The 26,735-nt window shown below is 64.0% G+C and carries 20 protein-coding genes; 13 read left to right on the top strand and 7 right to left on the bottom strand.

From position 1 onward, the window contains the following. Positions 1-165: 165 nt before the first annotated feature. The 5 genes from KLP42_RS05085 to KLP42_RS05065 all read left to right on the top strand — a co-directional run bounded on the left by KLP42_RS05085 (position 166) and on the right by KLP42_RS05065 (position 9,320). A complete protein-coding gene (locus KLP42_RS05085) occupies positions 166-2,628 on the top strand; it encodes a glycogen/starch/alpha-glucan phosphorylase (RefSeq protein WP_215565108.1) in 2,463 nt (820 codons plus the stop codon). Further along, positions 2,628-4,841 (top strand): 1,4-alpha-glucan branching protein GlgB, encoded by a 2,214-nt coding sequence (glgB, locus tag KLP42_RS05080; RefSeq protein ID WP_215565107.1) that lies wholly within the window; start codon positions 2,628-2,630, stop codon positions 4,839-4,841. The genes KLP42_RS05085 and glgB overlap by 1 nt, the downstream gene beginning before the upstream one ends. Before the next feature lie 22 nt (positions 4,842-4,863). Next, a complete protein-coding gene (gene glgC, locus KLP42_RS05075) occupies positions 4,864-6,126 on the top strand; it encodes a glucose-1-phosphate adenylyltransferase (RefSeq protein WP_215565106.1) in 1,263 nt (420 codons plus the stop codon). Positions 6,127-6,246: 120 nt separating this feature from the next. Continuing rightward, positions 6,247-7,692, top strand: a complete 1,446-nt coding sequence (gene glgA / locus KLP42_RS05070; RefSeq protein ID WP_215565105.1) for a glycogen synthase GlgA — start codon at positions 6,247-6,249, stop codon at positions 7,690-7,692. Positions 7,693-7,694: 2 nt separating this feature from the next. Then, the gene (locus KLP42_RS05065; protein WP_215565104.1) at positions 7,695-9,320 is read left to right on the top strand and encodes an alpha-D-glucose phosphate-specific phosphoglucomutase; all 1,626 of its coding nucleotides are present in this window, start codon (positions 7,695-7,697) and stop codon (positions 9,318-9,320) included. 47 nt (positions 9,321-9,367) lie between these two features. On the opposite strand, the gene KLP42_RS05060 is transcribed toward KLP42_RS05065, so the two are convergent. Next, a complete protein-coding gene (locus KLP42_RS05060; protein ID WP_215565103.1) occupies positions 9,368-9,808 on the bottom strand; it encodes an SRPBCC family protein in 441 nt (146 codons plus the stop codon). A gap of 140 nt (positions 9,809-9,948) precedes the next feature. Between KLP42_RS05060 and glgX the strand changes: the two genes are divergently transcribed. The 3 genes from glgX to KLP42_RS05045 all read left to right on the top strand — a co-directional run bounded on the left by glgX (position 9,949) and on the right by KLP42_RS05045 (position 15,206). Then, a complete protein-coding gene (gene glgX / locus KLP42_RS05055; protein ID WP_252192768.1) occupies positions 9,949-11,943 on the top strand; it encodes a glycogen debranching protein GlgX in 1,995 nt (664 codons plus the stop codon). Between the two features lie 36 nt (positions 11,944-11,979). Further along, positions 11,980-12,468 (top strand): MaoC family dehydratase, encoded by a 489-nt coding sequence (locus KLP42_RS05050; RefSeq protein ID WP_215565102.1) that lies wholly within the window; start codon positions 11,980-11,982, stop codon positions 12,466-12,468. 317 nt (positions 12,469-12,785) lie between these two features. Next, positions 12,786-15,206, top strand: coding sequence for a methyl-accepting chemotaxis protein (locus KLP42_RS05045; protein WP_215565101.1), 2,421 nt, complete (start codon positions 12,786-12,788; stop codon positions 15,204-15,206). 72 nt (positions 15,207-15,278) lie between these two features. Here KLP42_RS05045 and KLP42_RS05040 read toward each other — a convergent pair whose 3' ends face one another. From KLP42_RS05040 to KLP42_RS05020, 5 genes are all read right to left on the bottom strand, one after another. Then, positions 15,279-15,830: a sarcosine oxidase subunit gamma gene (locus tag KLP42_RS05040; RefSeq protein ID WP_215565100.1), complete on the bottom strand. Its 552-nt coding sequence runs from the start codon at positions 15,828-15,830 to the stop codon at positions 15,279-15,281. Beyond that, positions 15,823-18,780: a sarcosine oxidase subunit alpha gene (locus KLP42_RS05035; protein WP_215565099.1), complete on the bottom strand. Its 2,958-nt coding sequence runs from the start codon at positions 18,778-18,780 to the stop codon at positions 15,823-15,825. The genes KLP42_RS05040 and KLP42_RS05035 overlap by 8 nt, the downstream gene beginning before the upstream one ends. Next, positions 18,777-19,115: a sarcosine oxidase subunit delta gene (locus KLP42_RS05030; protein WP_215565098.1), complete on the bottom strand. Its 339-nt coding sequence runs from the start codon at positions 19,113-19,115 to the stop codon at positions 18,777-18,779. The genes KLP42_RS05035 and KLP42_RS05030 overlap by 4 nt, the downstream gene beginning before the upstream one ends. 13 nt (positions 19,116-19,128) lie before the next feature. Beyond that, positions 19,129-20,382, bottom strand: a complete 1,254-nt coding sequence (locus KLP42_RS05025; RefSeq protein WP_215565097.1) for a sarcosine oxidase subunit beta family protein — start codon at positions 20,380-20,382, stop codon at positions 19,129-19,131. Positions 20,383-20,529: 147 nt separating this feature from the next. Next, the gene (locus KLP42_RS05020) at positions 20,530-21,510 is read right to left on the bottom strand and encodes a zinc-binding dehydrogenase (protein ID WP_215565096.1); all 981 of its coding nucleotides are present in this window, start codon (positions 21,508-21,510) and stop codon (positions 20,530-20,532) included. Between the two features lie 308 nt (positions 21,511-21,818). On the opposite strand from KLP42_RS05020, the gene rpsU reads away from it, so the two are divergent. From rpsU to KLP42_RS05005, 3 genes are all read left to right on the top strand, one after another. Beyond that, positions 21,819-22,046 carry a 30S ribosomal protein S21 gene (gene rpsU, locus KLP42_RS27095; RefSeq protein WP_215565095.1) on the top strand — a complete coding sequence of 76 codons (228 nt, stop codon included), beginning with the start codon at positions 21,819-21,821 and terminating at the stop codon, positions 22,044-22,046. A gap of 198 nt (positions 22,047-22,244) precedes the next feature. Continuing rightward, entirely contained in the window at positions 22,245-23,066 is an 822-nt protein-coding gene (locus KLP42_RS05010; protein WP_252192807.1) for a tetratricopeptide repeat protein, read from the top strand. A gap of 70 nt (positions 23,067-23,136) precedes the next feature. Continuing rightward, the gene (locus tag KLP42_RS05005) at positions 23,137-23,652 is read left to right on the top strand and encodes a DUF992 domain-containing protein (RefSeq protein WP_215565093.1); all 516 of its coding nucleotides are present in this window, start codon (positions 23,137-23,139) and stop codon (positions 23,650-23,652) included. A 65-nt stretch (positions 23,653-23,717) separates the two neighbouring features. Here KLP42_RS05005 and KLP42_RS05000 read toward each other — a convergent pair whose 3' ends face one another. Continuing rightward, positions 23,718-23,942 carry an aa3-type cytochrome c oxidase subunit IV gene (locus KLP42_RS05000; protein WP_215565092.1) on the bottom strand — a complete coding sequence of 75 codons (225 nt, stop codon included), beginning with the start codon at positions 23,940-23,942 and terminating at the stop codon, positions 23,718-23,720. Positions 23,943-24,252: 310 nt separating this feature from the next. Between KLP42_RS05000 and KLP42_RS04995 the strand changes: the two genes are divergently transcribed. Both KLP42_RS04995 and KLP42_RS04990 read left to right on the top strand, forming a co-directional pair. Further along, the gene (locus KLP42_RS04995) at positions 24,253-24,810 is read left to right on the top strand and encodes a TRAP transporter small permease subunit (protein WP_215565091.1); all 558 of its coding nucleotides are present in this window, start codon (positions 24,253-24,255) and stop codon (positions 24,808-24,810) included. A gap of 13 nt (positions 24,811-24,823) precedes the next feature. Next, positions 24,824-26,728 carry a TRAP transporter large permease gene (locus KLP42_RS04990; protein ID WP_215565426.1) on the top strand — a complete coding sequence of 635 codons (1,905 nt, stop codon included), beginning with the start codon at positions 24,824-24,826 and terminating at the stop codon, positions 26,726-26,728. Positions 26,729-26,735 lie beyond the last annotated feature (7 nt).

The following is a 26,735-nucleotide window of genomic DNA, read 5'->3' as shown; positions in this document are numbered from 1 at the left end:
AGCGGCTTGCCGACAAGCCATGCACTGGACGCAGGAAGTCCGCAAAGATTGCACAGGATGATTGCATGTGTCTGGGAACGATGCATAAACTGTAATCCGACAGAGTGCCGCATCGTTTTCAAAGACCATTCCCTTCTCGTTCAAGACAGCAAAGTGGGCGACCTTATGAACAACACTCTTTCCCCGGTCGATATTCCTCAGCCGGCCCCCCGCAGTTCGAACCCCAAGATCATGGCGGAAGAGATCATCGAGCGGCTGACCTACCGGATCGGCAAGGATGCCAAGGTTGCCAAGCCGCATGACTGGCTGACCGCCACCATTCTGGTGGTGCGCGACCGCGTCATCGACCGCTGGATGGAATCCACCCGCAAGGTCTACCGAACCGGCGACAAGCGCGTCTATTACCTCTCGCTGGAATTCCTGATCGGCCGCCTGATGCGTGATGCCGTCAGCAATCTCGGGCTGATGCAGGAAATCAAGGATGCGCTCTCCTCGCTCGGCGTCGATATCGAGGTGATCGCCGGGCTGGAGCCCGATGCGGCGCTCGGCAATGGCGGTCTCGGCCGCCTCGCAGCCTGTTTCATGGAAAGCATGGCAACCGTCGACATTCCCGCCTATGGCTACGGCATCCGCTATGTCCACGGCCTGTTCCGCCAGCAGATGGCCGATGGCTGGCAGGTGGAACTGCCGGAGACCTGGCTCGCCCATGGCAATCCCTGGGAATTCGAACGACGTGAAAGCTCCTACGAGATCGGCTTCGGCGGCTCGGTGGAAAGTGTGGGCGCCTATGACGAGCCGCCGCGCTATGTGTGGAAGCCGGCCGAGCGTGTCATCGCCATGGCCTATGACACGCCGATCGTCGGCTGGCGCGGGGCGCGCGTCAACACGCTGCGCCTCTGGTCGGCCCAGCCGATCGACCCGATCCTGCTCGATGCCTTCAATGCCGGCGACCATATCGGCGCGCTGCGCGAAAGCAACAAGGCCGAGACGCTGACCCGCGTTCTCTATCCGGCCGATGCGAACCCGGCCGGACAGGAACTTCGCCTCAGGCAGGAATACTTCTTCTCCTCCGCCTCGCTGCAGGACATCCTGCGCCGCCACCTGCAGCAGTATCCGGACTTCACCAATCTGCACGAAAAGGTGTCGATCCAGCTGAACGACACCCATCCGGCCGTATCCATCGCCGAAATGATGCGCCTGCTGTCGGACGTGCACGGGATGGATTTCGACGAGGCCTGGAACATCACCCGCCAGACCTTCTCCTACACCAACCACACGCTTCTGCCCGAAGCGCTGGAAAGCTGGCCGGTGCCGCTGTTCGAGCGGCTCCTGCCACGTCACATGCAGATCATCTACACGATCAACACCAAGATCCTGCTCGATGCGCGCAAGGAAAAGAAGTTCGGCGACCAGCAGATCCGCGCCATCTCGCTGATCGACGAGAATGGCGATCGCCGCGTGCGCATGGGCAACCTCGCCTTCGTCGGCTCCCACTCGATCAACGGCGTCTCGGCGCTGCACACGGAACTGATGAAGGAAACCGTGTTCGCCGACCTGCACGCGCTCTATCCGGCGCGCATCAACAACAAGACGAACGGCATCACGCCGCGCCGCTGGCTGATGCAGTGCAATCCGGGCCTCACCGAGCTCATCCGCGAGGCGATCGGCGACGCCTTCGAGGACGATACCGAAAAGCTGACGGCACTCGATGCCTTTGCCGGCGACACGGCCTTCCAGGAAAAGTTCGCCGCGGTAAAGCGCGCCAACAAGGTGAAGCTCGCCAACCTGATCGGCAGCCGCATGGGCATCCGGCTCGATCCCTCGGCCATGTTCGACATCCAGATCAAGCGCATCCACGAATACAAGCGCCAGCTGCTCAACATCATCGAGGCGGTGGCGCTCTACGACCAGATCCGTTCGCATCCCGAGCTGGACTGGGTGCCGCGCGTGAAATTCTTCGCCGGCAAGGCGGCGCCGAGCTATCACAACGCCAAGCTGATCATCAAGCTGGCCAATGACGTGGCGCGCGTCATCAACAACGATCCGGCCGTGCGCGGCCTGCTCAAGGTCGTCTTCGTGCCGAACTACAACGTGACGCTGGCCGAGACCATGGTGCCCGCCGCCGACCTGTCCGAGCAGATCTCGACGGCCGGCATGGAGGCTTCCGGCACCGGCAACATGAAGTTCGGCCTCAATGGTGCACTGACCATCGGCACGCTCGACGGCGCCAATGTCGAGATGCGTGACCATGTCGGCGCCGACAATATCGTCATCTTCGGCATGACGGCGGAGGAAGTGTCGCGCGCCCGCGCCGATGGCCACAATCCGCGCGCCATCATCGAGGCCTCGCGCGAGCTGTCGCAGGCGCTGTCGGCGATCGCCTCCGGCGTGTTCTCGCCCGACGACCGTTCGCGCTTCGCCGAACTGATCGACGGTCTCTACAACCACGACTGGTTCATGGTTGCCGGCGACTTCGATTCCTATGCGAAGGCACAGCGGGACGTGGACCAGATCTGGTCCGACCCGGCTCTGTGGTACGAAAAGACCATTCGCAACACCGCACGCATGGGCTGGTTCTCGTCCGACCGCACCATCCGCCAGTATGCCTCGGAGATCTGGAGAGCCTGATGAACCAGACGCCCAAGGAACTCGGCACGGACGGACAGAACAGCCTGGAACTTCCGCTTGCCGAGATCGAGGCGATCATCGGTGGTTCTCATGGCAATCCCTTTGCGGTCCTCGGCCCCCACAAGATCGGCGGCGGTACCATTACCCGCTGCTTCATTCCCGGCGCAGACGGCGTAACCGCCCTTGCGCTGGACGGTTCGGAAATCGGCGAGCTGACGCTGCGCCACGAGGCAGGCTTCTTCGAGGGCATCGTGTCTCTCGCCCAGCCGAAACCCATCCGCTACCGCGCCCGCCGCGGCGATGTGGAATGGGCGCTGACCGACCCCTACAGTTTCGGCCCGGTTCTCGGGCCGATGGACGATTACTTCGTCCGCGAAGGCTCGCATCTGCGGCTCTTCGACAAGATGGGTGCCCACCCGATGAAGCATGAGGGCGTCGAGGGCTTCCACTTCGCGGTCTGGGCCCCCAATGCGGCGCGCGTCTCGGTGGTCGGCGATTTCAACGGCTGGGATGGCCGCCGGCACGTGATGCGGCTGCGCGTCGATACCGGCATCTGGGAAATCTTCGCGCCGGATGTACGCGCCGGCGCCACCTACAAGTTCGAGATCATCGCCGCATCGGGCGCCATGCTGCCGCTGAAGGCAGATCCTTACGCCCGCCGCGCCGAGCTTCGCCCGGCCACAGCCTCCGTCACAGCGCCGGACCTCACGCAGAAATGGGAGGATACGGCGCATCGTGAATTCTGGGCCAAGGCGGATCACCGCCGCCAGCCGATCGCCATCTACGAGGTGCATGCCGGCTCCTGGCGCCGGCGCGAGGATGGTACCTTCCTGAGCTGGGACGAGCTCGCCTCCGAGCTGATCCCCTACGTGGTCGACATGGGCTTCACCCATATCGAATTCCTTCCCGTTACCGAACACCCATACGACCCCTCCTGGGGCTACCAGACGACCGGGCTTTATGCACCTACGGCCCGCTTCGGCGAACCGGAAGGCTTTGCCCGCTTCGTCAATGGCTGTCACAAGGTCGGCATCGGCGTGATCCTCGACTGGGTGCCGGCCCACTTCCCCACCGATGCGCACGGGTTGAAGGAGTTCGACGGCACTGCGCTTTACGAACATGCCGATCCGCGCCAGGGCTTTCACCCGGACTGGAACACGGCGATCTACAATTTCGGCCGCATCGAGGTTCTCTCCTACCTCATCAACAATGCGCTCTACTGGGCGGAGAAATTCCACCTCGACGGGCTGCGGGTCGATGCGGTCGCCTCCATGCTCTATCTCGACTATTCCCGCCGCGACGGGGAATGGGTGCCGAACGAATATGGCGGGCGCGAAAATCTGGAGGCCGTGCGCTTCCTGCAGAAGCTGAACACGCTGAGCTACGCCACCCATCCGGGCGTGATGACAATTGCCGAGGAGAGCACCTCCTGGCCAAAAGTCTCGCAGCCGGTGCATGAAGGCGGCCTCGGCTTCGGCTTCAAGTGGAACATGGGCTTCATGCACGACACGCTGAGCTACCTGAAGCGGGAGCCCATTCACCGCAAGCATCACCACAACGAGCTGACCTTCGGCCTGCTCTATGCCTATTCGGAGAATTTCGTGCTGCCGCTCTCCCATGACGAAGTGGTGCATGGCAAGGGATCGCTGATTGCCAAGATGGCCGGCGACGACTGGCAGAAGTTCGCCAACCTGCGCGCCTATTACGGCTTCATGTGGGGCTATCCCGGCAAGAAGCTGCTGTTCATGGGCCAGGAATTCGCGCAGTGGAGCGAGTGGAGCGAGGCGCGCGGTCTCGACTGGAACCTGCTGCACTACCATCCGCATGAGGGCATGCGCCGCCTGGTGCGCGACCTCAATTTCACCTACCGTTCCAAGAAGGCGCTGCACCAGCGCGACTGCGAGCCGGAAGGCTTCGAATGGCTGATCGCCGACGATGCGGAAAACTCCGTCTATGCCTGGCTGCGCAAGGCGCCCGGCGAAAAGCCGGTGGCGGTGATCACCAATTTCACGCCTGTTCTCAGGGAAAGCTACCGCGTGCCGCTGCCTTCGGCGGGACGCTGGCGCGAGGTGCTGAATACGGATGCGGAAATCTATGGCGGCAGCGGCAAGGGCAATGGCGGCCGGGTGCAGGCGGTTTCGGCCGGCGGCAGCATCCATGCCGAGGTAACCCTGCCACCGCTTGCAACGATTATGCTTGAACCGGAAACTTAATGGCATAGAGGGAGGATATTCCATGACGACAAAGAGAGTTCAGCCGCTGGCGCGCGATGCCATGGCCTATGTACTGGCCGGCGGCCGCGGCAGTCGCCTGAAGGAACTGACGGACCGGCGCGCCAAGCCTGCCGTCTATTTCGGCGGCAAGGCCCGCATCATCGATTTCGCCCTCTCCAATGCCCTGAATTCCGGTATCCGCCGCATCGGCGTCGCAACCCAGTACAAGGCCCACTCGCTGATCCGCCACCTGCAGCGCGGCTGGGACTTCTTCCGCCCGGAACGTAACGAAAGCTTCGACATCCTGCCCGCCTCGCAGCGCGTCTCGGAGACGCAGTGGTATGAAGGCACCGCCGATGCCGTGTTCCAGAACATCGACATCATCGAGCCCTACAATCCGGAATACATGGTCATCCTGGCCGGTGACCACATCTACAAGATGGACTACGAGCTGATGCTGCAGCAGCACGTGGATTCCGGCGCCGACGTGACGATCGGCTGCCTGGAAGTGCCGCGCATGGAAGCCACCGGCTTCGGCGTCATGCATGTGGACGGCACCGACCGCATCATCGACTTCGTGGAAAAGCCGGCCGATCCGCCAGGCATGCCGGACAAGCCGGATTTCGCGCTGGCCTCCATGGGCATCTACGTCTTCCACACCCGGTTCCTGATGGAATGCCTGCGCCGTGACGCGGCCGACCCCAATTCCAGCCGTGATTTCGGCAAGGACATCATTCCGTGGATCGTCGCCAACGGCAAGGCAGTGGCGCACCGCTTCACCCAGTCCTGCGTGCGCTCGGACTTCGAGAAGGAAGCCTACTGGCGCGACGTCGGCACGATCGACGCCTACTGGCAGGCCAATATCGACCTGACGGCGATCGTTCCGGAACTCGACATCTACGACAAGTCCTGGCCGATCTGGACCTATGCCGAAATCACCCCGCCGGCAAAGTTCGTGCATGACGACGAGGACCGCCGCGGTTCCGCCGTCTCCTCCGTCGTCTCGGGCGATTGCATCATTTCCGGCTCTTCGCTCTACAACAGCCTGCTGTTTACCGGCGTGCGCGCCAATTCCTATTCGCGCCTGGAAGGGGCGGTGATCCTGCCCAATGTGCGCATCGGCAGGCGCGCCCAGCTTCGCAATGTCGTCATCGATGCCGGTGTAACCATTCCGGAAGGACTGGTGGTTGGCGAGGATCCGGACCTTGATGCCAAGCGCTTCCGGCGCACCGAGAATGGCATCTGCCTGATCACCCAGCCGATGATCGACAAACTGGACCTCTAGGGTTTGTCTGGCAAACGCGGAAACCGGGTTTCCCGAACAGGCAAACGACAACAAAGGAAACCAGAGTCTGCCCGGTTCAGATTGAACCTGACAGACTCGAGGACGGGCAGCAGACACACGATGAAGGTTCTCTCGGTCGCCTCCGAAATCTACCCCCTCATCAAGACCGGAGGGCTCGCCGATGTGGCGGGCGCTCTGCCACTCGCGCTGTCGGGCCAGGGGGTGGCGATGCGAACCCTCGTGCCCGGCTACCCGGCGGTCAAGGCGGCACTTGCCACGACACGGCATGTCCTGCACATCAAGGACCTGCTCGGCGTGCCGGCCGATGTGCTGGAGGCGCATGTGGCGGGGCTCGATCTGCTGGTTCTCGATGCGCCGGCCCTTTTCGACCGGCCGGGCGGGCCCTATCTCGATACCGATGGCAAGGATTACAGCGATAACTGGCGGCGCTTTGCGGCCCTTTCGCGCGTCGGCGCCGAGATTGCCTGGGGGGCGCTCGGCGACTGGAGCCCCGATCTCGTGCATGTGCATGACTGGCAGACGGGCCTCGTGCCCGCCTATCTGCGCTATGGCGAACGACCGGCGGTGCCGAGCGTGATGACCATTCACAACATCGCCTTCCAGGGCAATTTCTCCGCTGCCATCTTTCCCGCACTCGGACTGCCGCCACATGCCTTCGCCATGGAAGGCGTCGAATATTACGGGCAGGTCGGCTATCTCAAGGCCGGCGTGCAGACCGCCTGGGCGGTCAGCACCGTCAGTCCCTCCTATGCCGAGGAGATCCTGACCCCGGAATTCGGCATGGGGCTGGAAGGCCTGCTGAACCGCCGCGCCTTCGAACTGCACGGCATCGTCAACGGCATCGATGCGGATGTGTGGAACCCCGGAACCGACAGCCTGATCGCCGCCAACTACACGGCGGCCGACTTCAAGAACCGCAAGGCCAACAAGCGGGCGGTCGAGCGGCATTTCGGCCTCGTGGAGGATGACGGGCCGCTGTTCTGCGTGATTTCCCGCCTCACCTGGCAGAAGGGCATGGACTTGGTGGCCGCCGTCGCCGATGACATCGTGGCGCAGGGCGGCAAGCTTGCCGTGCTGGGGTCCGGCGATGCGACGCTGGTGGCTGCGCTGCAGACGGCGGCGGCGCGCCATCCCGGCCGCGTGGCGATCACCGTCAGCTACAACGAACCGCTCTCGCATCTGATGCAGGCGGGTTCGGACGCCATCCTCATTCCCTCGCGCTTCGAACCCTGCGGGCTGACGCAGCTTTACGGCCTGCGCTACGGCTGCGTGCCGGTGGTCTCCCGCACCGGCGGCTTGAACGATACGGTGATCGACGCCAATCCGGCCGCGATTGCCGCCAGATCCGCCACCGGCATATCCTTCGGGCCCGTCACGCTCGACAATCTGAGACGCGCCATCCGCCGCACAATTCGTCTGTATGGAGATGCCAGAATCTGGACGCAGATCCAGAAACAGGGCATGAAGTCCGATGTATCCTGGGACAAGAGTGCCGCCCTTTACGCAGACTTATATTCCAGCCTTCTACCGAAAGGTGAGTATTGACCATGAAGACCGTTTCCACCACGCCGTATAACGACCAGAAGCCGGGCACGTCTGGCCTGCGCAAGAAGGTCCCGGTGTTCCAGCAGCCGAACTATGCCGAAAACTTCATCCAGTCTATTTTCGATAGTCTGGAAGGCTTCGAGGGCAAGACGCTGGTGATCGGCGGCGACGGCCGTTACTACAACCGCGAGGTGATCCAGAAGGCGCTGAAGATGGCCGCCGCCAGCGGCTTCGGCAAGGTGATGGTCGGCAAGGGCGGCATCCTGTCGACGCCGGCGGCCTCGCATGTCATCCGCAAGTATGGCGCCTTCGGCGGCATCGTTCTCTCCGCCAGCCACAATCCCGGCGGCCCCACCGAAGACTTCGGCATCAAGTACAATATCGGCAATGGCGGTCCGGCCCCGGAAAAGATCACCGACGCGATCTTTGCCCGCACCAAGGTGATCGACAGCTACAAGATCGTCGAGGCCGACGACATCGACCTCGATACCGTCGGCAGCATCGATCTCGCCGGCATGACGGTCGAGATCATCGATCCGGTCGCCGACTATGCCGATCTCATGGAAACCCTGTTCGACTTCTCGGCGATCCGCGCCCTGATCGGCTCCGGTTTCCGCGTGGTGATCGACAGCATGAGTGCGGTCACCGGCCCCTATGCCGTGGAAATTCTCGAAAAGCGTCTCGGCGCGCCGCAAGGCTCGGTACGCAATGCCGAACCGCTGCCGGATTTCGGCCACCACCATCCCGATCCGAACCTGGTGCATGCCAAGGAACTCTATGACGATGTGATGAGCGCCGACGGCCCGGATTTCGGCGCCGCCTCCGATGGCGACGGGGATCGCAACATGGTCGTCGGCAAGGGCATGTTCGTCACGCCCTCCGACAGCCTGGCGGTGATCGCCGCCAATGCGACGCTGGCGCCCGGTTATGCGGGCGGCATCGCCGGGATCGCCCGCTCCATGCCGACGAGCGCCGCCGCCGACCGCGTGGCCGAAAAGCTCGGCATCGGCATGTACGAGACGCCGACCGGCTGGAAGTTTTTCGGCAACCTGCTGGATGCCGGCAAGGCCACCGTCTGCGGTGAGGAAAGCTTTGGCACCGGCTCGAACCACGTGCGCGAGAAGGACGGCCTGTGGGCCGTGCTGTTCTGGCTGAACATCATTGCCGCCCGCAAGGAAGGCGTGAAGGAGATCATCACCAGGCACTGGGCGGAATACGGCCGCAACTATTATTCGCGCCACGATTACGAGGAAGTGGATACGGATGCCGCCAACGGCCTGATGGCCAACCTGCGCGACAAGCTGGCAAGCCTTCCGGGCCAGAGCTTCGGCGCCCTGACCGTCGCTGCCGCCGACGATTTCGCTTATAACGACCCGGTCGACGGGTCCGTCTCCAAGAACCAGGGCATCCGCGTCCTGTTCGAGGGCGGCAGCCGCGTGGTGTTCCGCCTGTCCGGCACCGGCACGTCGGGCGCCACGCTGCGCGTCTATGTCGAGCGCTACGAGCCGGACGCTGCCCGCCACGGCATCGAGACGCAGGAGGCGCTCGCGGACCTTATCGCGGTGGCCGACGAGATTGCCGAGATCAAGGCGCGTACCGGCCGCGACGCACCGACGGTCATTACCTGATCAATCTGATGGGGGAGGTCTTCGGGCCTCCCCTTTTTTTCATCGGCTCAGCGAATCTCCGGCTCCACCAGCAAGGCGAGCAGGTTAAGCGATTCCTGCCAGCCGAGATAACAGGCGGCTTCCGGGATGACGTCCGGAATGCCCTCCTGCGTCACGGTCAGTTCCGTGCCGACGGAGACTTCGTGAAAGGTGATGGTGGAGATCATTTCGCCGGGCAGCGCCGGATCGTCGAACTGGTCGGTGTAGCGGATCGTCTGGTTCGGCACGATCTGAAGGTAGCGCCCGCCGAAGGAATGCGTTTCCTGCGTGGTGAAATTGGTGAAGGACATGCGGAATTCGCCGCCCTCCACCGGATCGAAGACATGCATGCGGGCCGTGAAGCCATGCGGGGGGTTCCATTTCACCATGGCATCCGGATCCATGAAGGCGCGGAACACGCGATCGACCGGGGCCTTCAGCACCCGATGCAGACGAACTGTGAAAGGCACGGCTTTTCCTCCTCGTTAAGCGCGTCACTCTATCGTCGCCAGATAGGGCGAATGCCGGCAAAGTCCCTGCCCCAGCGGCCAGAAAGAGACCAGAATCGGACCAGACGCGCGCAAGCCGTCCCCCCATTGCCGGAGTGTTCATGACCGAGCCGAGACAGGATGCCATGCCAGGCGCCACGCCCCATGCCGGAGGCGTGTTCTTTGCCGTGCACTCCGCCCATGCCGAGGCGATCGATCTCTGCCTGTTCGAGGCAGAAACAGAGACCCGACTGCGGCTTGAAAGAACCGGGACGGATCTCTTCACGCTCGACGTGGCGGGCCTGAAACCCGGCGCCCGCTACGGTTTTCGCGCGCACGGCGTTTACGATCCGGATCGCGGCCTGTGGTTCGATCCGTCAAAGCTTCTGGTCGATCCCCATGCCCGCGAACTCGATAGACCGTTCCGCCACGATGCGCGCCTTGCGGCCTTCGGCGTGGACACCGCATCGCTGGTGCCGAAAGCGATCGTCACCAAAGACCGCCCGGTTGAGCATACGGCGGCGCGCCTGAAAAAAGGTGGCTTCATCTATGAACTGGCCGTGCGACCGTTCACCATGCTGCATCCGGAGGTGCCGGCTGCGCTGCGCGGCACGGTCGGCGCGCTCGCGCATCCCGCCGTGATCGCCCATCTGAAGCGCATCGGCGTCGATGCCGTGGAGCTTCTGCCGATCACCGCCTGGATCGATGAGCGGCATCTGCCGCCGCTGGGGCTCAGCAATGGCTGGGGCTACAATCCCGTCGCCATGATGGCGCTCGATCCGCGCCTCGTGCCGGGCGGCATGGCCGAGCTGGCGGCAACCGTCGCCACCCTGCATGACAACGGCATCGGCGTCATTCTCGATCTCGTCTTCAACCATAGCGGTGAAAGCGACCGTTACGGCGCGACCCTTTCCATGCGCGGGCTGGACAACCTCACCTATTATCGCCACGTGCCGGATGCGCCGGGGCAACTGGTCAACGACACCGGCACCGGCAATACGCTTGCCTGCGACCATCCGGTGGTCCGCCGGCTGATCCTCGATACACTCCGCCACTTCGTGCTGCATGCCGGCATCGACGGTTTCCGCTTCGATCTCGGCACCATTCTCGGCCGCAGCGCGCAAGGCTTTTCGCGCGACAGCGACACCCTGCGGGCAATCCTCTCCGACCCACTGCTGGCCGACCGGGTGATGATTGCCGAGCCCTGGGACATCGGCCCCGGCGGCTACCAGCTCGGGCACTTTCCGCCCCCCTTCCTCGAATGGAACGACCGCGCCCGCGACGACCTTCGGCTCTACTGGCGCGGCGACGGCTGGAAAACCGGCAGGCTTGCCCATGCGCTCGCCGGCTCCTCGGAGATCTTTTCCGCGCATGGGCTGACGGACACGCGCAGCGTCAACTTCCTTGCCGCGCATGACGGCTTCACGCTGATGGACCTCGTCTCTTACGCCCACAAGCACAACGAGGCGAATGGCGAGGACAATCGCGACGGGCATAACGACAACCACTCTTGGAACAATGGCACGGAAGGCGAGACCCGCGATCCGACGGTGCTCGCCAACCGCCGCCGCGATGTCAAGGCCTTGCTCGCCACGCTGTTTGCGACGCGCGGCACGGTGATGCTGACGGCCGGCGACGAGGGCGGCCGCAGCCAGCAAGGCAATAACAATGCCTATGCGCAGGACAATGCCATCACCTGGATCGACTGGGCGTGGATGGATGACGACCTGATCGCGCATACCGCCTGCCTTGCCGCGCTGCGCCGCCGCTTTGACGTATTTTCGCACAGTAGCTTCTTCACCGGGCAGGATGGCGATGTGCTCTGGCTCAACGAAAAGGGCGAGCCGATGACGACGGCGGACTGGGAGCAGCCCGACAGGAACCAGCTGACCATGATGTTGAAAACCCGTGATCGCAAGGAGGATTACCCTACCCGCCTCGTCGTGATCTTCAACCGCAGCCATGGCGCCCTTACCGTGCATCTGCCGGACGGTGCATGGCAGGATCTCTTCTCAGGCGAACAGGGGAGCAGCCGGCAGGTGCCGCCGCGTTCCGTCATCTGGTGCAGGGAGCTTGCCGATCCCTCCCCACGTGCTAAGGAAGCGAGCGAAAGCTGACGCAACGTTGGCTGCAATGCAGTGTCAGGGGTATTCATGCCGCGTGAGATCTCTCTGAGGGACGTGAAGGATCTGGTCGGGCAGGAAATCGGGGTATCGGACTGGATCACCGTCGACCAGACGATGATCGACCAGTTCGGCGATGCAACTCTCGACCACCAGTTCATCCACACAGACCCGGCGCGAGCCGCGGCGGAAAGCCCGTTCGGCGGCACAATTGCCCATGGCTTCCTGACGCTGTCGCTGCTCTCAGCGATGAATTTCGGCTCGCTGCCGCGTATTCGCGAACAGACCATGGGGCTGAACTATGGTTTCGACAAGGTCCGCTTCGGTTCGCCGGTGCGTACCGGGCGACGCATCCGCGGCCGCTTCACGCTGACCGAAGCCCGCCTGCGTGGCGCCGGCATGCTGATGACCACCTATGACGTGACCGTCGACATCGAGAACGAGCGCAAGCCGGCCTTGACGGCGCACTGGATCACCATCGTGCAGTTCGATCCGAAGGACCGGCCGGACGACTGGTGACACCGCCGCCCCGCACGGTGTCGCCCCGCCGCTGGCGGATAGCCGCCACGCTCATCTGCCGACGGCTGGCCAGCGCAGACGGCAAAAGACCAACCGGGCGCTGCAACCATTTCCAGCCCCACACGCGATAGCGAAATTTTTTTCTGGGACTTAAGTCTAAAGACGGCGGAAACCATCGCCTGCCCGCAGGCAATAAAAGCCCTCAAAAACAAGGGGTTCCGTGCAGTTTCCCGTGGTCGGCCTGACATTTGTCAATTAACGATCGCTAAAACATAAGTACCTGAAATCTGCACCAGACAAACCATGGGGCAGACACAATGCAATTTCGTTCCATCAAGATGAAGATCGCGGTGCTTTCGGGCCTCAGCGTTCTGTCCGCCGTCGGTGGACTGCTGGGCTATGGCATCCTGGCCGCATCCAACAGTCAGCAATTCGTCAGCCAGAACATGTCCGAACTGACGCGATCCATGACGATCAAGAGCCTGAAAAGCATCGCCGCCACCCAGGCCGGCGCGATCCAGGGCACTCTCAACGAGGCCTTCGATGCGGCACGAAACATGGGCCGCAGCTTCGAGGCGATGGCCGCCAGCGGCGCCATCCCGGCCGAAGAGCGGCGCAGGCAGTTCAACGCCGTTCTGCTGAAGGTGCTGCAGGACAATCCGCAGTTCAACGGCACCTACAGCGCCTGGGAGCCGAACGCGCTCGATGGGCAGGACGAGGCCTATCGCAACAACCGGAAGGCCGGCTCCGATGCAACGGGCCGCTTCCTGCCTTACTGGACGCGCGGCGCCAATGGCGGCATCGAGATCCAGCCGCTGGTGGAATATGACAGCCGCGATCTGCACCCGAACGGCGTGATGAAGGGCGGCTGGTACATCGGTCCGCAGACGGGCCAGGGCGAGAGTATTCTCGATCCCCTGCCCTATATCGTCCAGGGCAAGAATGTCTATCTCGCCACCATGTCGGTGCCGCTGACGATCAACGGCAGGTTCGCCGGCGTCGCGGGCGCCGATTTCGATCTCTCCTTCGTGCAGAAGCTGGCCGAAACGGTGAAGGCCGGCCTGTTCGGCGGCAAGGCCTCCGTCAGCATCATCAGCCACAAGGGACTGGTCGTCGCTTCCAGCGAGCGGCCGGATCTGGTCGGCGCCTCCATGGACAGGATCGATCCATCGTTGAAGAACCTGCTGCCGAAGATTCAGTCGGGCAGCGAGGAAGCCTCGGAGGACGGAAAGATCTTCCGCGCGCTGGCCCCGATCAACCTCGGCCGCACGAAGACGCCATGGTCCGTGCTGATCGAAGTGCCGGCCGAGATTGCACTTGCCCAGGCAACGGCACTCGATCACGCGCTGATTGCCCGCAACACCTCCGATGCCTGGACGCAGACCGCCGTTGGCCTTGGCGTGCTGCTGGCCGGCGTGATCGCCATGTGGCTCGTCTCACGCTCGATTTCGCAGCCGATCGCCACCATGACCGGCGCCATGCAGAAGCTGGCGGAGGGAGATCTCGGCGTGGACGTGCCGGGCACCGAGCGGGTGGATGAAATCGGCCGGATGGCCGCCGCCGTGCAGATCTTCAAGGACAACGGCCTTCGCGCCCGCGCTCTGGAGCAGGAAGCGGAGCACAACCGCCATCTGAGCGAGGAAGAACGCAGCCGTGTGGCGGCCTTGGACCGCAAGCGCGCCGACGAGATGCAGCATGCAACGACGAGCCTTGCACATGGGCTGAAGCGCATTTCCTCCGGCGATCTGACCTTCAGCTTCCAGGAGGCCTTCGCCCCGGATTTTGAAAGCCTGCGCAACGATTTCAACGCTGCCGTCCTGCAGCTTCGCAATGCCATGAACTCGGTCGCGACCACCACGTCGGCGATCGACAGCGGCTCGCGCGAACTGAGCCAGGGGGCGAACGACCTTTCCAAGCGCACCGAGCAGCAGGCGGCAGCGCTGGAGGAGACGGCGGCGGCCCTCGACGAAATCACCGCCAACGTGTCGAACTCCACCAGGCGCACCGAGGAGGCACGCAGCGTGGCGCAACGGGCAACCCGCGCCGCCACCGAATCGGCCGAGGTCGTCTCGCAGGCGGAAGTGGCCATGTCCAAGATCGAGGACTCCTCGCAGCAGATTTCCAACATCATCGGCGTGATCGACGAGATCGCCTTCCAGACCAATCTGCTGGCATTGAATGCCGGCGTGGAGGCGGCACGGGCCGGAGACGCCGGCAAGGGCTTCGCCGTCGTCGCCCAGGAAGTGCGCGAGCTTGCGCAGCGGGCGGCCACGGCGGCGCGGGAGATCAAGGGGCTGATCCAGAACTCGTCGGCGGAGGTGGAAAACGGCGTGGATCTGGTGCGCAATGCCGGCAGCGCGCTGAAGACCATCGGCGCGTTCATCCTGGAGATCAACGGCCATATGGAAGCGATCGCCACCTCCTCGCGGGAGCAGTCGACCGGCCTGATGGAGGTCAACCAGGCCGTCAACGCCATGGACCAGACGACCCAGCAGAATGCCGCCATGGTCGAACAATCGACGGCAGCCTCCACTGCGCTTGCCGCCGAGGCGGCGAGGCTGCGCGGGCTGGTGGAGCAGTTCCAGCTGACGGATCAGCACGGCGACGCACAGGCCCTGCGGGAGGCGGGGCGCAGCATGGCGGCCGCCACAGGCAGGACCACGCCCAACCGGGCGCCCCGCCGGCTTGCCGCCACGGGCACCGGGGGTGCGCAGGCGCAGGAATGGGCCGAATTCTGATCGGCACAAGGGGCGCCGGCCGTTCACGACGGGCGCCCCTGCGATGGCGTCAGGCGGAGAAGAGGCCCTGTCTCAGGCCTCGGCATCCCGCGCCGCCTCGGCCAGCAGGCCGAAGGCATAGTCGGAGAAGGAGCGCCAGCACTCCAGCCGGAACGCATCCGTGCCGGTGCGCAGCAGTACCACCTCGATCTTGCCGAACAGGGTGCGGGCGCAGGCGCCGACCGGAAAGGCCTTCAGCGACAGGTCGAGCGGGCAGCCGGCGTTCAGCGCATTGGCTGCCCCCGGACCGGAAACGAGAATGGCCGTGTTGCGGTGGGAGACGTCGGTCGCCGAATGCACGGCGCCGGAAGCGGCGGCCGCCGCCTGCATCAGGCCGCCATCGCCTTCATCGATCACCAGCCATTCATCCGGGCCGAGCCAGAGGGCCGTGCGGCCACCAGCCGTGGCCGAGGTTTTCGGCGCGGTCGGCAAGGAAAGCCCGAGAGCGACCGAAAGGGCCTCAACGGCCTCGGCACGGGCGCGCAGCGAAATGCGCTCGGCCGGACGTGCGGCCTGCAGCTGCACGGTGGCAGAGCCGCCATAGGCGCCGGCAAGCGGCAGGGTGCGGGTGGCAAGCTCAGCCATGGATGCGGCCTCCTTCCTTGTCGAAGAACACCATGTCGGTCACTTCGACGGCAATCGTCCTGTCCTTCATCGGCACGTAGAGCGTCTCGCCCATGCGCGCCCGGCCGTTGGCCACAAGGCCGATGGCAATCGAACGGCCGAGATTTTCCGACCAGTAGGCGGAGGTGACGTGGCCGAGCATGGTCATCGGCTTGACCTGGTTCGGGTTCTCGACGATCTGGCCGCCCTCTTCCAGCACCTCCGTCGGGTCCGTCGTCAGAAGGCCGACCAGTTGCTTGCGGCCCTCACGCATCAGGTCGGGGCGCTTCAGGCCGCGAATGCCGACGAAATCCGTCTTCTTCTTCGAGACAGCCCAGCCATAGCCGGCATCGTCCGGTGTCACCGTGCCGTCCGTGTCCTGGCCGACGATGATATAACCCTTCTCGGCGCGCAGCACGTGCATGGTTTCCGTACCGTAGAGGCAGGCGCCCAAGGCCTGGCCTCGCTCCCAGATGGCCTTCCAGACAGCCGCACCGTAGTCGGCCGGCACGTTGACCTCGAAGCCGATTTCACCGGTGAACGACACACGGAACAGCCGCGCCGGCACGCCCATCACCGTGCATTCGGCCACACTCATATGCGGGAAGGCCTCGTTGGAGAGATCGAGCCCCTCCACCAGCGGTGCGATGATCTCGCGCGCCTTCGGCCCCTGTACGGCAATCACCGCCCATTGTTCGGTCGTGGAGGTGAGCCAGACCTTCAGATCCGGGAATTCCGTCTGGAGATAATCCTCCATGTGATGCAGCACGCGCGGCGCACCGCCCGTCGTCGTCGTCACATGGAAACGGTCTTCCGAGAGCCGCCCGACGACGCCGTCGTCATAGACGAAACCGTCCTCGCGGGTCATGATGCCGTAGCGGCATTTGCCGGGCTTCAGGTTGTCCCAGGCATTGGTGTACATCAGATTGAGGAACTTCGCCGCATCGGGACCGACCACCTCGATCTTGCCGAGCGTCGAAGCGTCGAAAATCCCGGCCACCTCGCGCGCGGTCCTGCACTCGCGGTTGACGGCGGCATGCATATCCTCGCCGCGACGCGGGAAATACCACGCGCGTTTCCAGTTGCCGACATCCTCGAACTCGGCACCCTGCTTCACCAGTTCAGCATGCAGCGGCGTCTTGCGCGCCGGGTCGAACAGGTCGCCACGCGAATGGGCAATCAGCGTGCCATAGGTCACCGGCGTATAGGGTGCCCGGAAGGTGGTGAGGCCCACCTGCGGGATCTCCTTGCCGAGCATTTCCGCAGCAATCGCCAGACCATGCATGTTGGAGAGCTTGCCCTGGTCGGACGCCATGCCGTTCGTCGTGAAGCGCTTGATATGCTCGATCGAATGCATACCCTCGCGCACGGCAAGACGGATGTCCTTTGCCGTCACATCATGCTGGAAATCGACGAAGGCCTTGACGATCTTGTCCTTGCCGGCGCCTTCGGCCGCGCCGATCATGCCGCCGGTCCAGGCGAAGGCCACCTCGCCCGATACGGAGAACTCGCCGCCGCCGGCGGCGGCCGCTTCGGAAAGCAGCGCATTGAGGTCATCCGTGCCGTTGCAGGCGCCGACAGAGACACAGTCCTGCACATGGACATCCGGCAGGAAGCGTTCGCTCGCCGCATCGAATTTCAGCTTGCCGCGCGACTGCGAGAAGAGATGCACCGAGGGCGTCCAGCCGCCGGACATCAGCAGCGCATCCACCGGGATCTTGCGGTTGTTGCTGGAGCCGTTGCGCGCAACGGTCATCGAGGAGATGCGCAGGCGGCCGCCCGTATCGATCACCGAATAGCCGGTCAGCACCTCGATGCCGAGGCTGCGGGCGGCAGAGACCACCGCCTCGCCCGGCTTGGCGCGGCAATCGACAATCGCCACCACGTCCACGCCGGCGCGCTTCAGGTCGATTGCCGCTTCGTAGGCGGAATCATGGGCGGTATAGACGCCGACCTTCGAGCCGACGGCAACGCCGTAATGATTGAGATAGAGGCGCGCTGCCGAGGCCAGCATGATGCCGGGGCGGTCATTGTTGGCAAACACCATGTGGCGCTCGATGGCGCCGGTGGCGAGCACCACCTTCCTGGCCCGCACCTGCCACAGCCTTTCGCGCGGCAGCGACGGATCAGGATTGGCCAGATGGTCGGTCACCCGTTCCACGAGGCCGAGGAAATTGTGGTTGTAATAGCCGAACACGGTTGTGCGGGTAAGCACGCGCACATTGGGCATGGCCTTCAGCTGCTGGAACACATCCTGCGCCCAGTCATAGCCCGGCTTGCCGTCAATGGTCGTGGCCGTATCGAACAGCAGCGCGCCGCCGACCTCCGCCCGCTCGTCGACGAGGATCACCTCGGCACCGGTCTTTGCTGCCGAAAGCGCCGCCGCGAGGCCCGCCGCGCCGGCACCTGCCACCAGCACGTCGCAATGGGCAAAACGGTTGGCATAATGATCGGGATCGGCCTCCTTCGGCGCCACACCGAGACCGGCGGCCCGACGAATGATCGGTTCGTAAAGCTTCGCCCAGGCCTCGCGCGGCCACATGAAGGTCTTGTAGTAGAAGCCGGCCGGGAAAAAGGCGGACAGCAGGTTGTTGAAGGCGCCGATATCGAAGGACAGGAAGGGCCAGCGGTTCTGCGAGCGGATGATCGCGCCGTCGAACACGTCCTGCACGCTGGCGCGCACGTTCGGCTGCCGGCGGGCGGCATCGCGGGAGACATCGAGCAGCGCATTCGGTTCTTCCGGCCCCGCCGTCAGGATGCCGCGCGGACGGTGATACTTGAACGAGCGGCCCATCAGGTGCACGCCGTTGGCAAGCAGCGCAGAGGCGACCGTATCGCCTTCCAGCGCCGTATAGATCCTGCCGTCGAAGGTGAAGCGGGCGGTGCGGGCCGGCGTCAGGCGTCCGGCACCCTTGATGCGGAAGTTGCTCATGCGGCACCTCCTTCCACGACAGACGCGACGGAAGGCTCGGCGACAGCCTCGGCGCCGGGCACCGGCTGGCGCGGCAACCCGGCCTTGTAGGTCAGCAGGAACTTGTCGCTGACGGTATCGCGGATCGCGTTGAAGAAGCGGCCGCAGCCATGGATATGGCGCCAGCGCTCCCAGGCAATCCCCTTGGTATTATCACGCATGAAGAAATATTCGGCAAATTCCTCGTCGGAGATCGCGGAAATGGTGTCCGGCCGCGCGATGTGCGCTTCGCCGGCCCAGCGGAACTCCAGTTCGGAGCGGTTCTCGCCACAGTAGGGGCAGTGGATCAGAAGCATCGTGGTCCCCTCGTCAATGCGCGACGGCGGCAGCGGCCGCTTCGTCGATCAGGCGGCCGGTGCGGAAGCGGTCAAGCGTCAGGCCGGCGGCCAGCGGGTGCGGCTCGCCGCGAGCAATCAGGTGGGCAAACAGGTTGGCCGAGCCCGGCGTCGCCTTGAAGCCGCCGGTGCCCCAGCCGCAATTGACGAAGAGGTTCGGCACGGGCGTCACACTCTGGATCGCCGAACGATCCGGCGTGTTGTCGGTGATGCCGCCCCACTGGCGCATCATCTTGACGCGGCGGAAGATCGGAAACAGCTCGCAGATCGCATCCAGCGTGTGGGTGATGATCTGCAGGCCGCCGGTCTGCGAATAGGAGTGATACTGATCGGTGCCGGCGCCGATGACGAGTTCGCCCTTGTCCGACTGCGAGATATAGGCATGCACCGTGTTCGACATGACCACGCAGGGGAAAATGGGTTTGAGCGGTTCGGAGACCAGCGCCTGCAGCGGATTGCTGGTCAGCGGCACGCGAACCCCCGCCATCTGCATGACGACGGAGGAATGGCCGGCAGCGGAAACGCCGATCTTCTTGGCGCCAATGAAGCCGCGACTGGTCTCGACGCCGGTGACTTCGCCGTTCGGGCCGCGGCGGATGCCGGTGACTTCGCAGTTCTGGATGATGTGCACGCCGCGATCGGAGGCGGCGCGGGCATAGCCCCAGGCCACCGCATCGTGACGCGCCGTGCCGCCGCGCTTCTGCAGCGCCGCACCGTTGATCGGGTAGCGGGCGGTCTTGGAGATATCGAGCGGCGGACAGAATTTCTTCGCCTGTTCAGGCGTCAGCCACTCATTGTCGATGCCATAGAGCCGGTTGGCATTGATGTGCCGCTTGAAGCTCTGCATGTCGTGCGTGTTGTGCGACAGCATCATCACGCCGCGCGGCGAATACATGACGTTGTAATTGAGATCCTGGCTGAGCCCCTCCCATAGTTTGAGGGAGTGCTCGTAGATGTCCATGCTCTCTTCATAGAGATAGTTGGACCGGATGATCGTGGTGTTGCGGCCGGTATTGCCGCCGCCAAGCCAGCCGCGCTCGATCACCGCGATATTGGTGATGCCGTGTTCCTTGGCGAGATAATAGGCGGCGCCGAGGCCATGTCCGCCACCGCCGATGATGATCACATCGTAGGAGGACCGCGGTTCGGGCGAGACCCAGTGCGGCTCCCATCCCTTGTGGCTGCGCATGGCCTCTTTGACCAGCGCGAAGACCGAATATTTGCGCATATGTGCCTATAGCTCCGTCGAACCCAAGCCCGTGGGTAGAGCCATACTGATCGCAAATCAACTGGCGTCGCAATGGCTGCTTTGCGACGCATTCAAGCCCTTGTTTCGACACGCGGCACCTTTCCTCCGCGCGCCGGCCGATCGCACTCAGTCGCCGAGGCGCAGCAATACCTTGCCCTTGCGGCCACTCTCGGCGGCGGCGCGCATGGCATCCGCCGCGTCGGCCATGGCAAACACGGCGTCGGTCTGCAGCCTCATCTCGCCGCTGGCAGCGCGCGCCACCAGTTCGCCCACCAGGCGACGCATTTCTTCCGGCGGCATGGTCTCCATCATCTTTCCCAGCCAGAAGCCCTTGACCACCGCCTGCTTGAAGATCATCTCGCCGGCGGAAATCTGCATCGGCTGACCGGACATGGCGCCGAAGGCGATCAGCTGGCCACGCTCGCCCAGCACGGAGAGCAGATCGCCCGATGCCGCGCCGCCGACGCCATCGACGGCCACCGCAACCGGCGCACCGCCGGTCAGCGCAGCCACCTCCTTCTTCCAGTCCCCCGCGGTCACCACGACATTGCCGATGCCGAGCGCCTCCAGTTCCGCCACCGCCTCGGTGCGCCGCACGAGATTGACGACATGCACGCCGCGCACCCGAGCAAGCTGTGCCAGCACCTTGGCGACGGCACCGGTCGCCGCATTCTGCACCAGCCAGCCTCCCGGCTGGATGCCGGTGAACTCCAGCAGGGTGAGAGCGCTGAGCGGCATCGCGATGAGCTGCGCGGCCGTCTCGTCGTCCACCGCATCCGGCAGCGGCACCAGCGAGGCGGCGCGGGCAACGACATCTTCCGCCCAGGCGCCCTTCAGCCCGCTGACCGCCACGCGCTGGCCGGGCGCCAGGCCGGAAACGCCCTCGCCCAGCTGCTCGATGACGCCGAACCCCTCGCTGCCACCGATCGCGGGCAGCGGCGGCCTGTATCCGTAATTGCCGGCAATGGTGATGAGATCGTGATTGTGGATCGGCGACAGGCGCATGCGCAGCCGCACCTCGCCGGGTCCCGGCTCCGGACGCCGGGTCTCGGCAAGGTTCAGCACCTCATCCGGCTTGCCGAAACGGGAATAGGACAGGACACGCATGACAGGCTCCTTCAGACTCGGGGTTTCCGTGTGCCGGAAACATGGGGAAGACTGCGCGAAAAGCCAATGGAAAAGCAGGGCGAACGGGTGCTGGCGGCAGCGCGGAAAGCCCGGTTTGCAAGGCTTCCGGCGGTTTTCAAAGAATTTCGGCAGCCCCGCTTTCAGCCCGCTGGACTTCACCAAAACCTTCTGTTATGTGCCTTCTCCAATTGCACGGCTGTTGGCCGCGCTTAACCCCTTATTGTTTCGTTCTGGACTGGACAGTTCCGGGGCGGTCAACTCGAAAAAACCAAAGGATCGGGATTCACGTGCAGGTACTTGTCCGCGACAATAACGTCGATCAGGCTCTCCGCGCTCTCAAGAAGAAGATGCAGCGCGAAGGCATTTTCCGTGAAATGAAGATGCGCGACTACTACGAGAAGCCGTCTCAGAAGCGCGCCCGCGAGAAGGCTGAAGCCGTTCGTCGCGTTCGCAAGCTGGCCCGCAAGCGCGCCCAGCGCGAAGGCCTGATCGCAGGTCCCCGCGCCGGCCGCTAATTGGCCGTCTTTTCGACGTTTTTTCGTGCTTTCAAGGCGGGGGCGAATTATTTCGCCGCCGCTTTTTTGATGTTCCGGACCTGACCTTCCGCCGATTGACACGAGGATCTGCGCCTGATGGCCGTCACGACCACAGCACTTTCGCCTGCTGCCCGCTTCCTGCCCACGCCTGCCAGCCGCGGCCGGCAGACCACCACCATGCGATCGGGTGTCGCCCTTCTTCTGGCGGGACTGGCGCTTGCAGGCTGCCAGACGCAAGGCTCGACGGACCTCATCCGTCTCGACCGCGCGCAGGGCTCGGAGCAGAACATCGCGTCGCTGTCCTCGGTGATCAATTCCAATCCGCAGGATCCGGAAGGCTACAATGTGCGCGGCACCGCCTATGGGCGCGCCGGCGAGTTCCGCAAGGCCGTGGATGATTTCAACCGGGCCATCCAGCTGAACCCGCGCTTCTACCAGGCCTATGCCAACCGCGCCCTGGTCTATCGCAACATGGGCAAGCCGGCCGATGCGGTGAACGACTACAACACCGCCCTGCAGATCAACCCGAACTATGACGTGGCCCTGATCGGGCGCGGCAACATCTATCGGCAGGCCGGCCGCATCAACGATGCCTTCAGCGATTTCAACCGGGCGATCCAGCTGGAAACGACCGATGGTCGCGCCTTCCACAATCGCGGCCTGATCTACCAGATCCGCGGCCAGCACAGCCAGGCGATCGAGGACTTCTCCAGGGCGATCTCGCTGTCGCCCTCCTCGCCGGAACCCTATAACGGCCGGGGCGTCTCCTATCTCGCGCTGAATGACGACGAGAACGCCTTCGCCGATTTCAACCATGCGATCGAACTGGATGACAAGCGGGCGGAATCCTGGACCAACCAGGCGCTGGTCTATGAGCGGCGCGGCGATCTGGTGAAGGCCTTCAAGTCCTACAACCATGCTGCCCGTCTCGACCCGAACTACAAGCCGGCACAGGACGGCGTGGCACGGACGCGTTCCGCCGTCAGCAACGGCGCCTGAGCCGCGGGAAAATCCCAGACGGAACCCGCGCCCGCCTGCAGCGTTGGCTCTCCAAACGATGGAGAGCCGGATGCAGAAGCGGATGTCGCCCACGATCATCACCCTGATCGCCCTTGCCGGACCGGGGCTTTTTTCCTCGGCCGGCGCGCAGATGGAGCCTCAGCTTCAAGATAGCGGTCGCGTCGCGGTCGGCACGCTTGTCTGCACCTCGCCGGATGCCGAGGCGCAGGCCTTCGATCCGGGCACGCCGCTGATGTGCAACTACACCCCTGCAGGCAGCAATGACCGCCAGACCTACACGGGCACGATCCGGCAGACCTCGTCCGATGCTGCCCCGCAGGGACGCGGCGTGATGAGCTGGTCGGTTCTGGCAAGAAGCGAGGCCGGCGTGGCCGGGCTGGCATTGGCCGGCACCTATACCCGCGCAAACGACGCGCAACAGGGCAAGGGCCCCGCCTCCGGCAGACAGGCTCTGGTCGGCGGCACCCAGGGGGCCTTTGAACTGCAGCCGCTGAATGCACAGGGCGCCGAAGGCACGGATCTCGATCCGGCAATCGAACGCCTGATTCTCGAACCTGCGCCATAAACGCCGCATCAGAGGGCGGCCGGCATCATCCGGATATCAGGGCAAGACATGCGCGGCGGTTTGCGTCAGCGCAGCAGATAGAAGCCGGCGGCATTCAGGATGATGAACAGCAGGAGGCCGCCGAGCAGCCCGCCGCCGGCATAGAAGCCACCCACCATGGCCAGAAGCAGCACCACGACGATCATCGTGCCCCACTTGGCGCCGGCCAGGAACAGGGCATAGGTCTTCTCATGCTCCCGGTAGTCCATGGGTGCTCCGGTCTCGACCGGCCCGCCGTGATGATGATCCATTTCGCTGCTCTCCCCACAGTCTAGCATGCCCAGGCGCAAGCCGCATGCCACAACGATCCTACCTCGCCGCCAGAATTACACAAACCGGCCGGAAAGCGCAATGCGGCAGCGCCACGCCGGCCTCCCCCGATTTCCAGCATCCCCGAAAAACAGGGATATACGCCAGATTGCTTTTCTTTCCTTGCGCGCCTAGACGATTAGGCGAAAGGAACGACAAAAGGCGTGACCCGCGACGTTCGTAGCGTTGCGCCAGAAGGCGTTTTAGACTTAGAGAAGATACAACAAGACAAAAGGTTTCGGGGGAAAAGACATGAGCGCTCTGCTTGCCTTGAGCCGCATCATCGATGCGGTGACGGGCTTTGTTGGCCGGTGGGTATCCTGGCTGCTGCTGGCCGCGGTCCTGATCAGCGCCGGCAATGCCATCATGCGAAAGGCATTCGACATCTCGTCGAACGCGTGGCTGGAAGTGCAATGGTATCTCTATGGCACCGTCTTCATGCTGGCGGCTGCCTATGCGCTTCTGAAGAACGAACATGTGCGCATCGACATCCTGTCATCCAGCTGGAGCAAGCGCACGCGCGACATCGTCGATCTCGTCCTGCACATCCTGTTCCTGCTGCCCTTTGCCAGCCTGATGACCTATCTCGCCTGGCCCTGGTTCTGGCTGTCCTACCAGTCCGGTGAAATCTCCTCCAATGCCGGCGGCCTGATCATCTGGCCGGCCAAGCTCGTCGTGCTGATCGGCTTCGCCCTGCTGCTTGCCCAGGCCGTTTCGGAGATCATCAAGCGCTTCGCCGTCGTGACCGGCCGCATCGCCGATCCGCGCGAAGCGCCCGACGTCGACACCAACCAGGCTTCGGAGGCGTAAGATGCTGGCGGAAATCATCCACCTCGTTGCGCACAACCTGCCCTTCGTGATGTTCACGACGGTCATGGCCATGCTGCTCCTCGGCTATCCGGTTGCCTTCACGCTGGCGGCCGGCGGCCTGATCTTCTTCGTCTTCGGTGTCGAGCTATCGCATATCTCGCCGGATATCCGGTTGTTCTGGCCGCTGCTGCAGTCGCATCCCGAGCGCATCTACGGCATCATGTACAATGACACGCTGCTGTCGATTCCCTTCTTCACCTTCATGGGAATCATCCTGGAGCGGTCGCGCATGGCCGAGGACCTGCTCGACACCATCGGGCAGCTGTTCGGTCCCATTCGCGGCGGCCTCGCCTATGCGGTCATTCTGGTGGGCGCGCTGCTCGGCGCCACCACCGGGGTCGTTGCCGCCTCGGTCATGGCCATGGGCCTGATCTCGCTGCCGATCATGATGCGCTATGGCTACAACCGCCCGCTCGTCTCCGGCACGATCGCCGCCTCCGGCACGCTGGCGCAGATCGTTCCGCCCTCGCTCGTCCTCATCGTGATGGCCGACCAGCTCGGCCGGTCGGTCGGCGACATGTATGTCGGCGCCCTCTATCCCGCCCTGCTGATCGTCGCAACCTACTGCCTCTACATCTTCGTCGTCACGCTGGTGAAGCCGGAATGGGCGCCTGCCCTGCCGCAGGAGGCCCGTACGCTCGGCAGCGGCGTCACCTCGCTCATCGTGATGATCGGCATATCGGTGGCGCTCTATTTCCTCGGGATCGAGCTGCTGTTCACCGGCATCCAGAGCCCGGAATGGCGCCTGGTGGCCGCTCTGGCCTTCAGCGTCTTCGCCTGCTACGGCGTGGCGATCCTCAACAGCCGCATGGACAAGAAGATCATCTCGCGCCTGGCGGAACAGGTGATCATCGTGCTGATCCCGCCGCTGGCGCTGATCTTCCTGGTGCTCGGCACCATCTTCCTCGGCATTGCCACTCCGACGGAAGGCGGCGCGATGGGCGCCACCGGCGCGCTGCTGCTGGCGCTTGCCAAGGGCCGCCTGACGCTCGGCTCGATCAAGACCGCGCTGGATTCGACGACCCGCCTCTCGGCCTTCGTCATGATGATCCTGATCGGCGCCCGCGTCTTCGGCCTCACCTTCTACGGCATCAACGGCAATGTATGGATCGAGGAGCTGCTGCTGGCGCTGCCGGGTGGCGAATACGGCTTCCTGTTCGTCGTCACCATCATCGTCTTCATCCTGGGCTGCTTCCTCGATTTCTTCGAGATTGCCTTCATCATGGTGCCGCTGCTTGCGCCGGTGGCTGACAAGCTCGGCATCGACCTCGTCTGGTTCGGCATCATCCTCGGCATCAACCTGCAGACCTCGTTCCTGACGCCGCCCTTCGGCTTCTCGCTGTTTTTCCTGCGCTCCATTGCCCCGACGGGCAACTGGGTGGACAAGGTGACGGGCAAGACCATGCCGCCGGTGAAGACGACAGAAATCTACCGCGGCGTCTTCCCCTATATCGTCATCCAGTTTGTCATGATCATGGTGGTCATCGCCTTCCCGGGCCTGGTGATGCACTACAAGGCGGAAGAGCAGAAGGCCGATCCGGCCGACATCCAGATCCAGCTGCCGGGTTTCAATCCGCAGGGAAGCCAGACGCCGGCCAATGGCGGCCTGCCGCCGCTCGGTCTGCCGCCGCTCAATCCGGGTGGAGCAAGCGGTGGCGCAGCCCCGCAGATGGGCCTGCCGCCGCTGAATTTCGGTGGCCCGGCCGCTTCCGGCAGCGGCGCGGCGCCTGCGGCACCCGCCTTCGGCCTGCCGCCGCTCAACGGCCTGCCCGGGCAGCAACAACCGCAGACACCGGCAGCCCCTGCCGCCCCTGCCGCCAAGCCGCAACCAGATCTCAGCCAGCCGCCGAAGTTCTGAGAACCGT

Origin of the sequence: Rhizobium sp. CSW-27 (genome assembly GCF_018760785.1) — a bacterium.
Lineage (GTDB): Bacteria > Pseudomonadota > Alphaproteobacteria > Rhizobiales > Rhizobiaceae > Neorhizobium.
This window is presented reverse-complemented; position numbering and strand designations above follow the sequence as displayed.

Excerpts from the sequence above, each read along its gene's own strand:
- KLP42_RS05010 (WP_252192807.1), top strand. The coding sequence starts at position 22,245 with ATGCGATCGGGTGTCGCCCTTCTTCTGGCGGGACTGGCGCTTGCAGGC.
- KLP42_RS05005 (WP_215565093.1), top strand. The coding sequence starts at position 23,137 with ATGCAGAAGCGGATGTCGCCCACGATCATCACCCTGATCGCCCTTGCC.
- KLP42_RS05050 (WP_215565102.1), top strand. The coding sequence starts at position 11,980 with ATGCCGCGTGAGATCTCTCTGAGGGACGTGAAGGATCTGGTCGGGCAG.
- glgX (WP_252192768.1), top strand. The coding sequence starts at position 9,949 with ATGACCGAGCCGAGACAGGATGCCATGCCAGGCGCCACGCCCCATGCC.
- KLP42_RS05040 (WP_215565100.1), bottom strand. The coding sequence starts at position 15,830 with ATGGCTGAGCTTGCCACCCGCACCCTGCCGCTTGCCGGCGCCTATGGC.
- KLP42_RS04995 (WP_215565091.1), top strand. The coding sequence starts at position 24,253 with ATGAGCGCTCTGCTTGCCTTGAGCCGCATCATCGATGCGGTGACGGGC.
- KLP42_RS05030 (WP_215565098.1), bottom strand. The coding sequence starts at position 19,115 with ATGCTTCTGATCCACTGCCCCTACTGTGGCGAGAACCGCTCCGAACTG.
- glgC (WP_215565106.1), top strand. The coding sequence starts at position 4,864 with ATGACGACAAAGAGAGTTCAGCCGCTGGCGCGCGATGCCATGGCCTAT.
- KLP42_RS05045 (WP_215565101.1), top strand. The coding sequence starts at position 12,786 with ATGCAATTTCGTTCCATCAAGATGAAGATCGCGGTGCTTTCGGGCCTC.
- KLP42_RS05020 (WP_215565096.1), bottom strand. The coding sequence starts at position 21,510 with ATGCGTGTCCTGTCCTATTCCCGTTTCGGCAAGCCGGATGAGGTGCTG.
- KLP42_RS05065 (WP_215565104.1), top strand. The coding sequence starts at position 7,695 with ATGAAGACCGTTTCCACCACGCCGTATAACGACCAGAAGCCGGGCACG.
- KLP42_RS05085 (WP_215565108.1), top strand. The coding sequence starts at position 166 with ATGAACAACACTCTTTCCCCGGTCGATATTCCTCAGCCGGCCCCCCGC.
- KLP42_RS05000 (WP_215565092.1), bottom strand. The coding sequence starts at position 23,942 with ATGGATCATCATCACGGCGGGCCGGTCGAGACCGGAGCACCCATGGAC.
- KLP42_RS05035 (WP_215565099.1), bottom strand. The coding sequence starts at position 18,780 with ATGAGCAACTTCCGCATCAAGGGTGCCGGACGCCTGACGCCGGCCCGC.
- KLP42_RS05025 (WP_215565097.1), bottom strand. The coding sequence starts at position 20,382 with ATGCGCAAATATTCGGTCTTCGCGCTGGTCAAAGAGGCCATGCGCAGC.
- glgA (WP_215565105.1), top strand. The coding sequence starts at position 6,247 with ATGAAGGTTCTCTCGGTCGCCTCCGAAATCTACCCCCTCATCAAGACC.
- glgB (WP_215565107.1), top strand. The coding sequence starts at position 2,628 with ATGAACCAGACGCCCAAGGAACTCGGCACGGACGGACAGAACAGCCTG.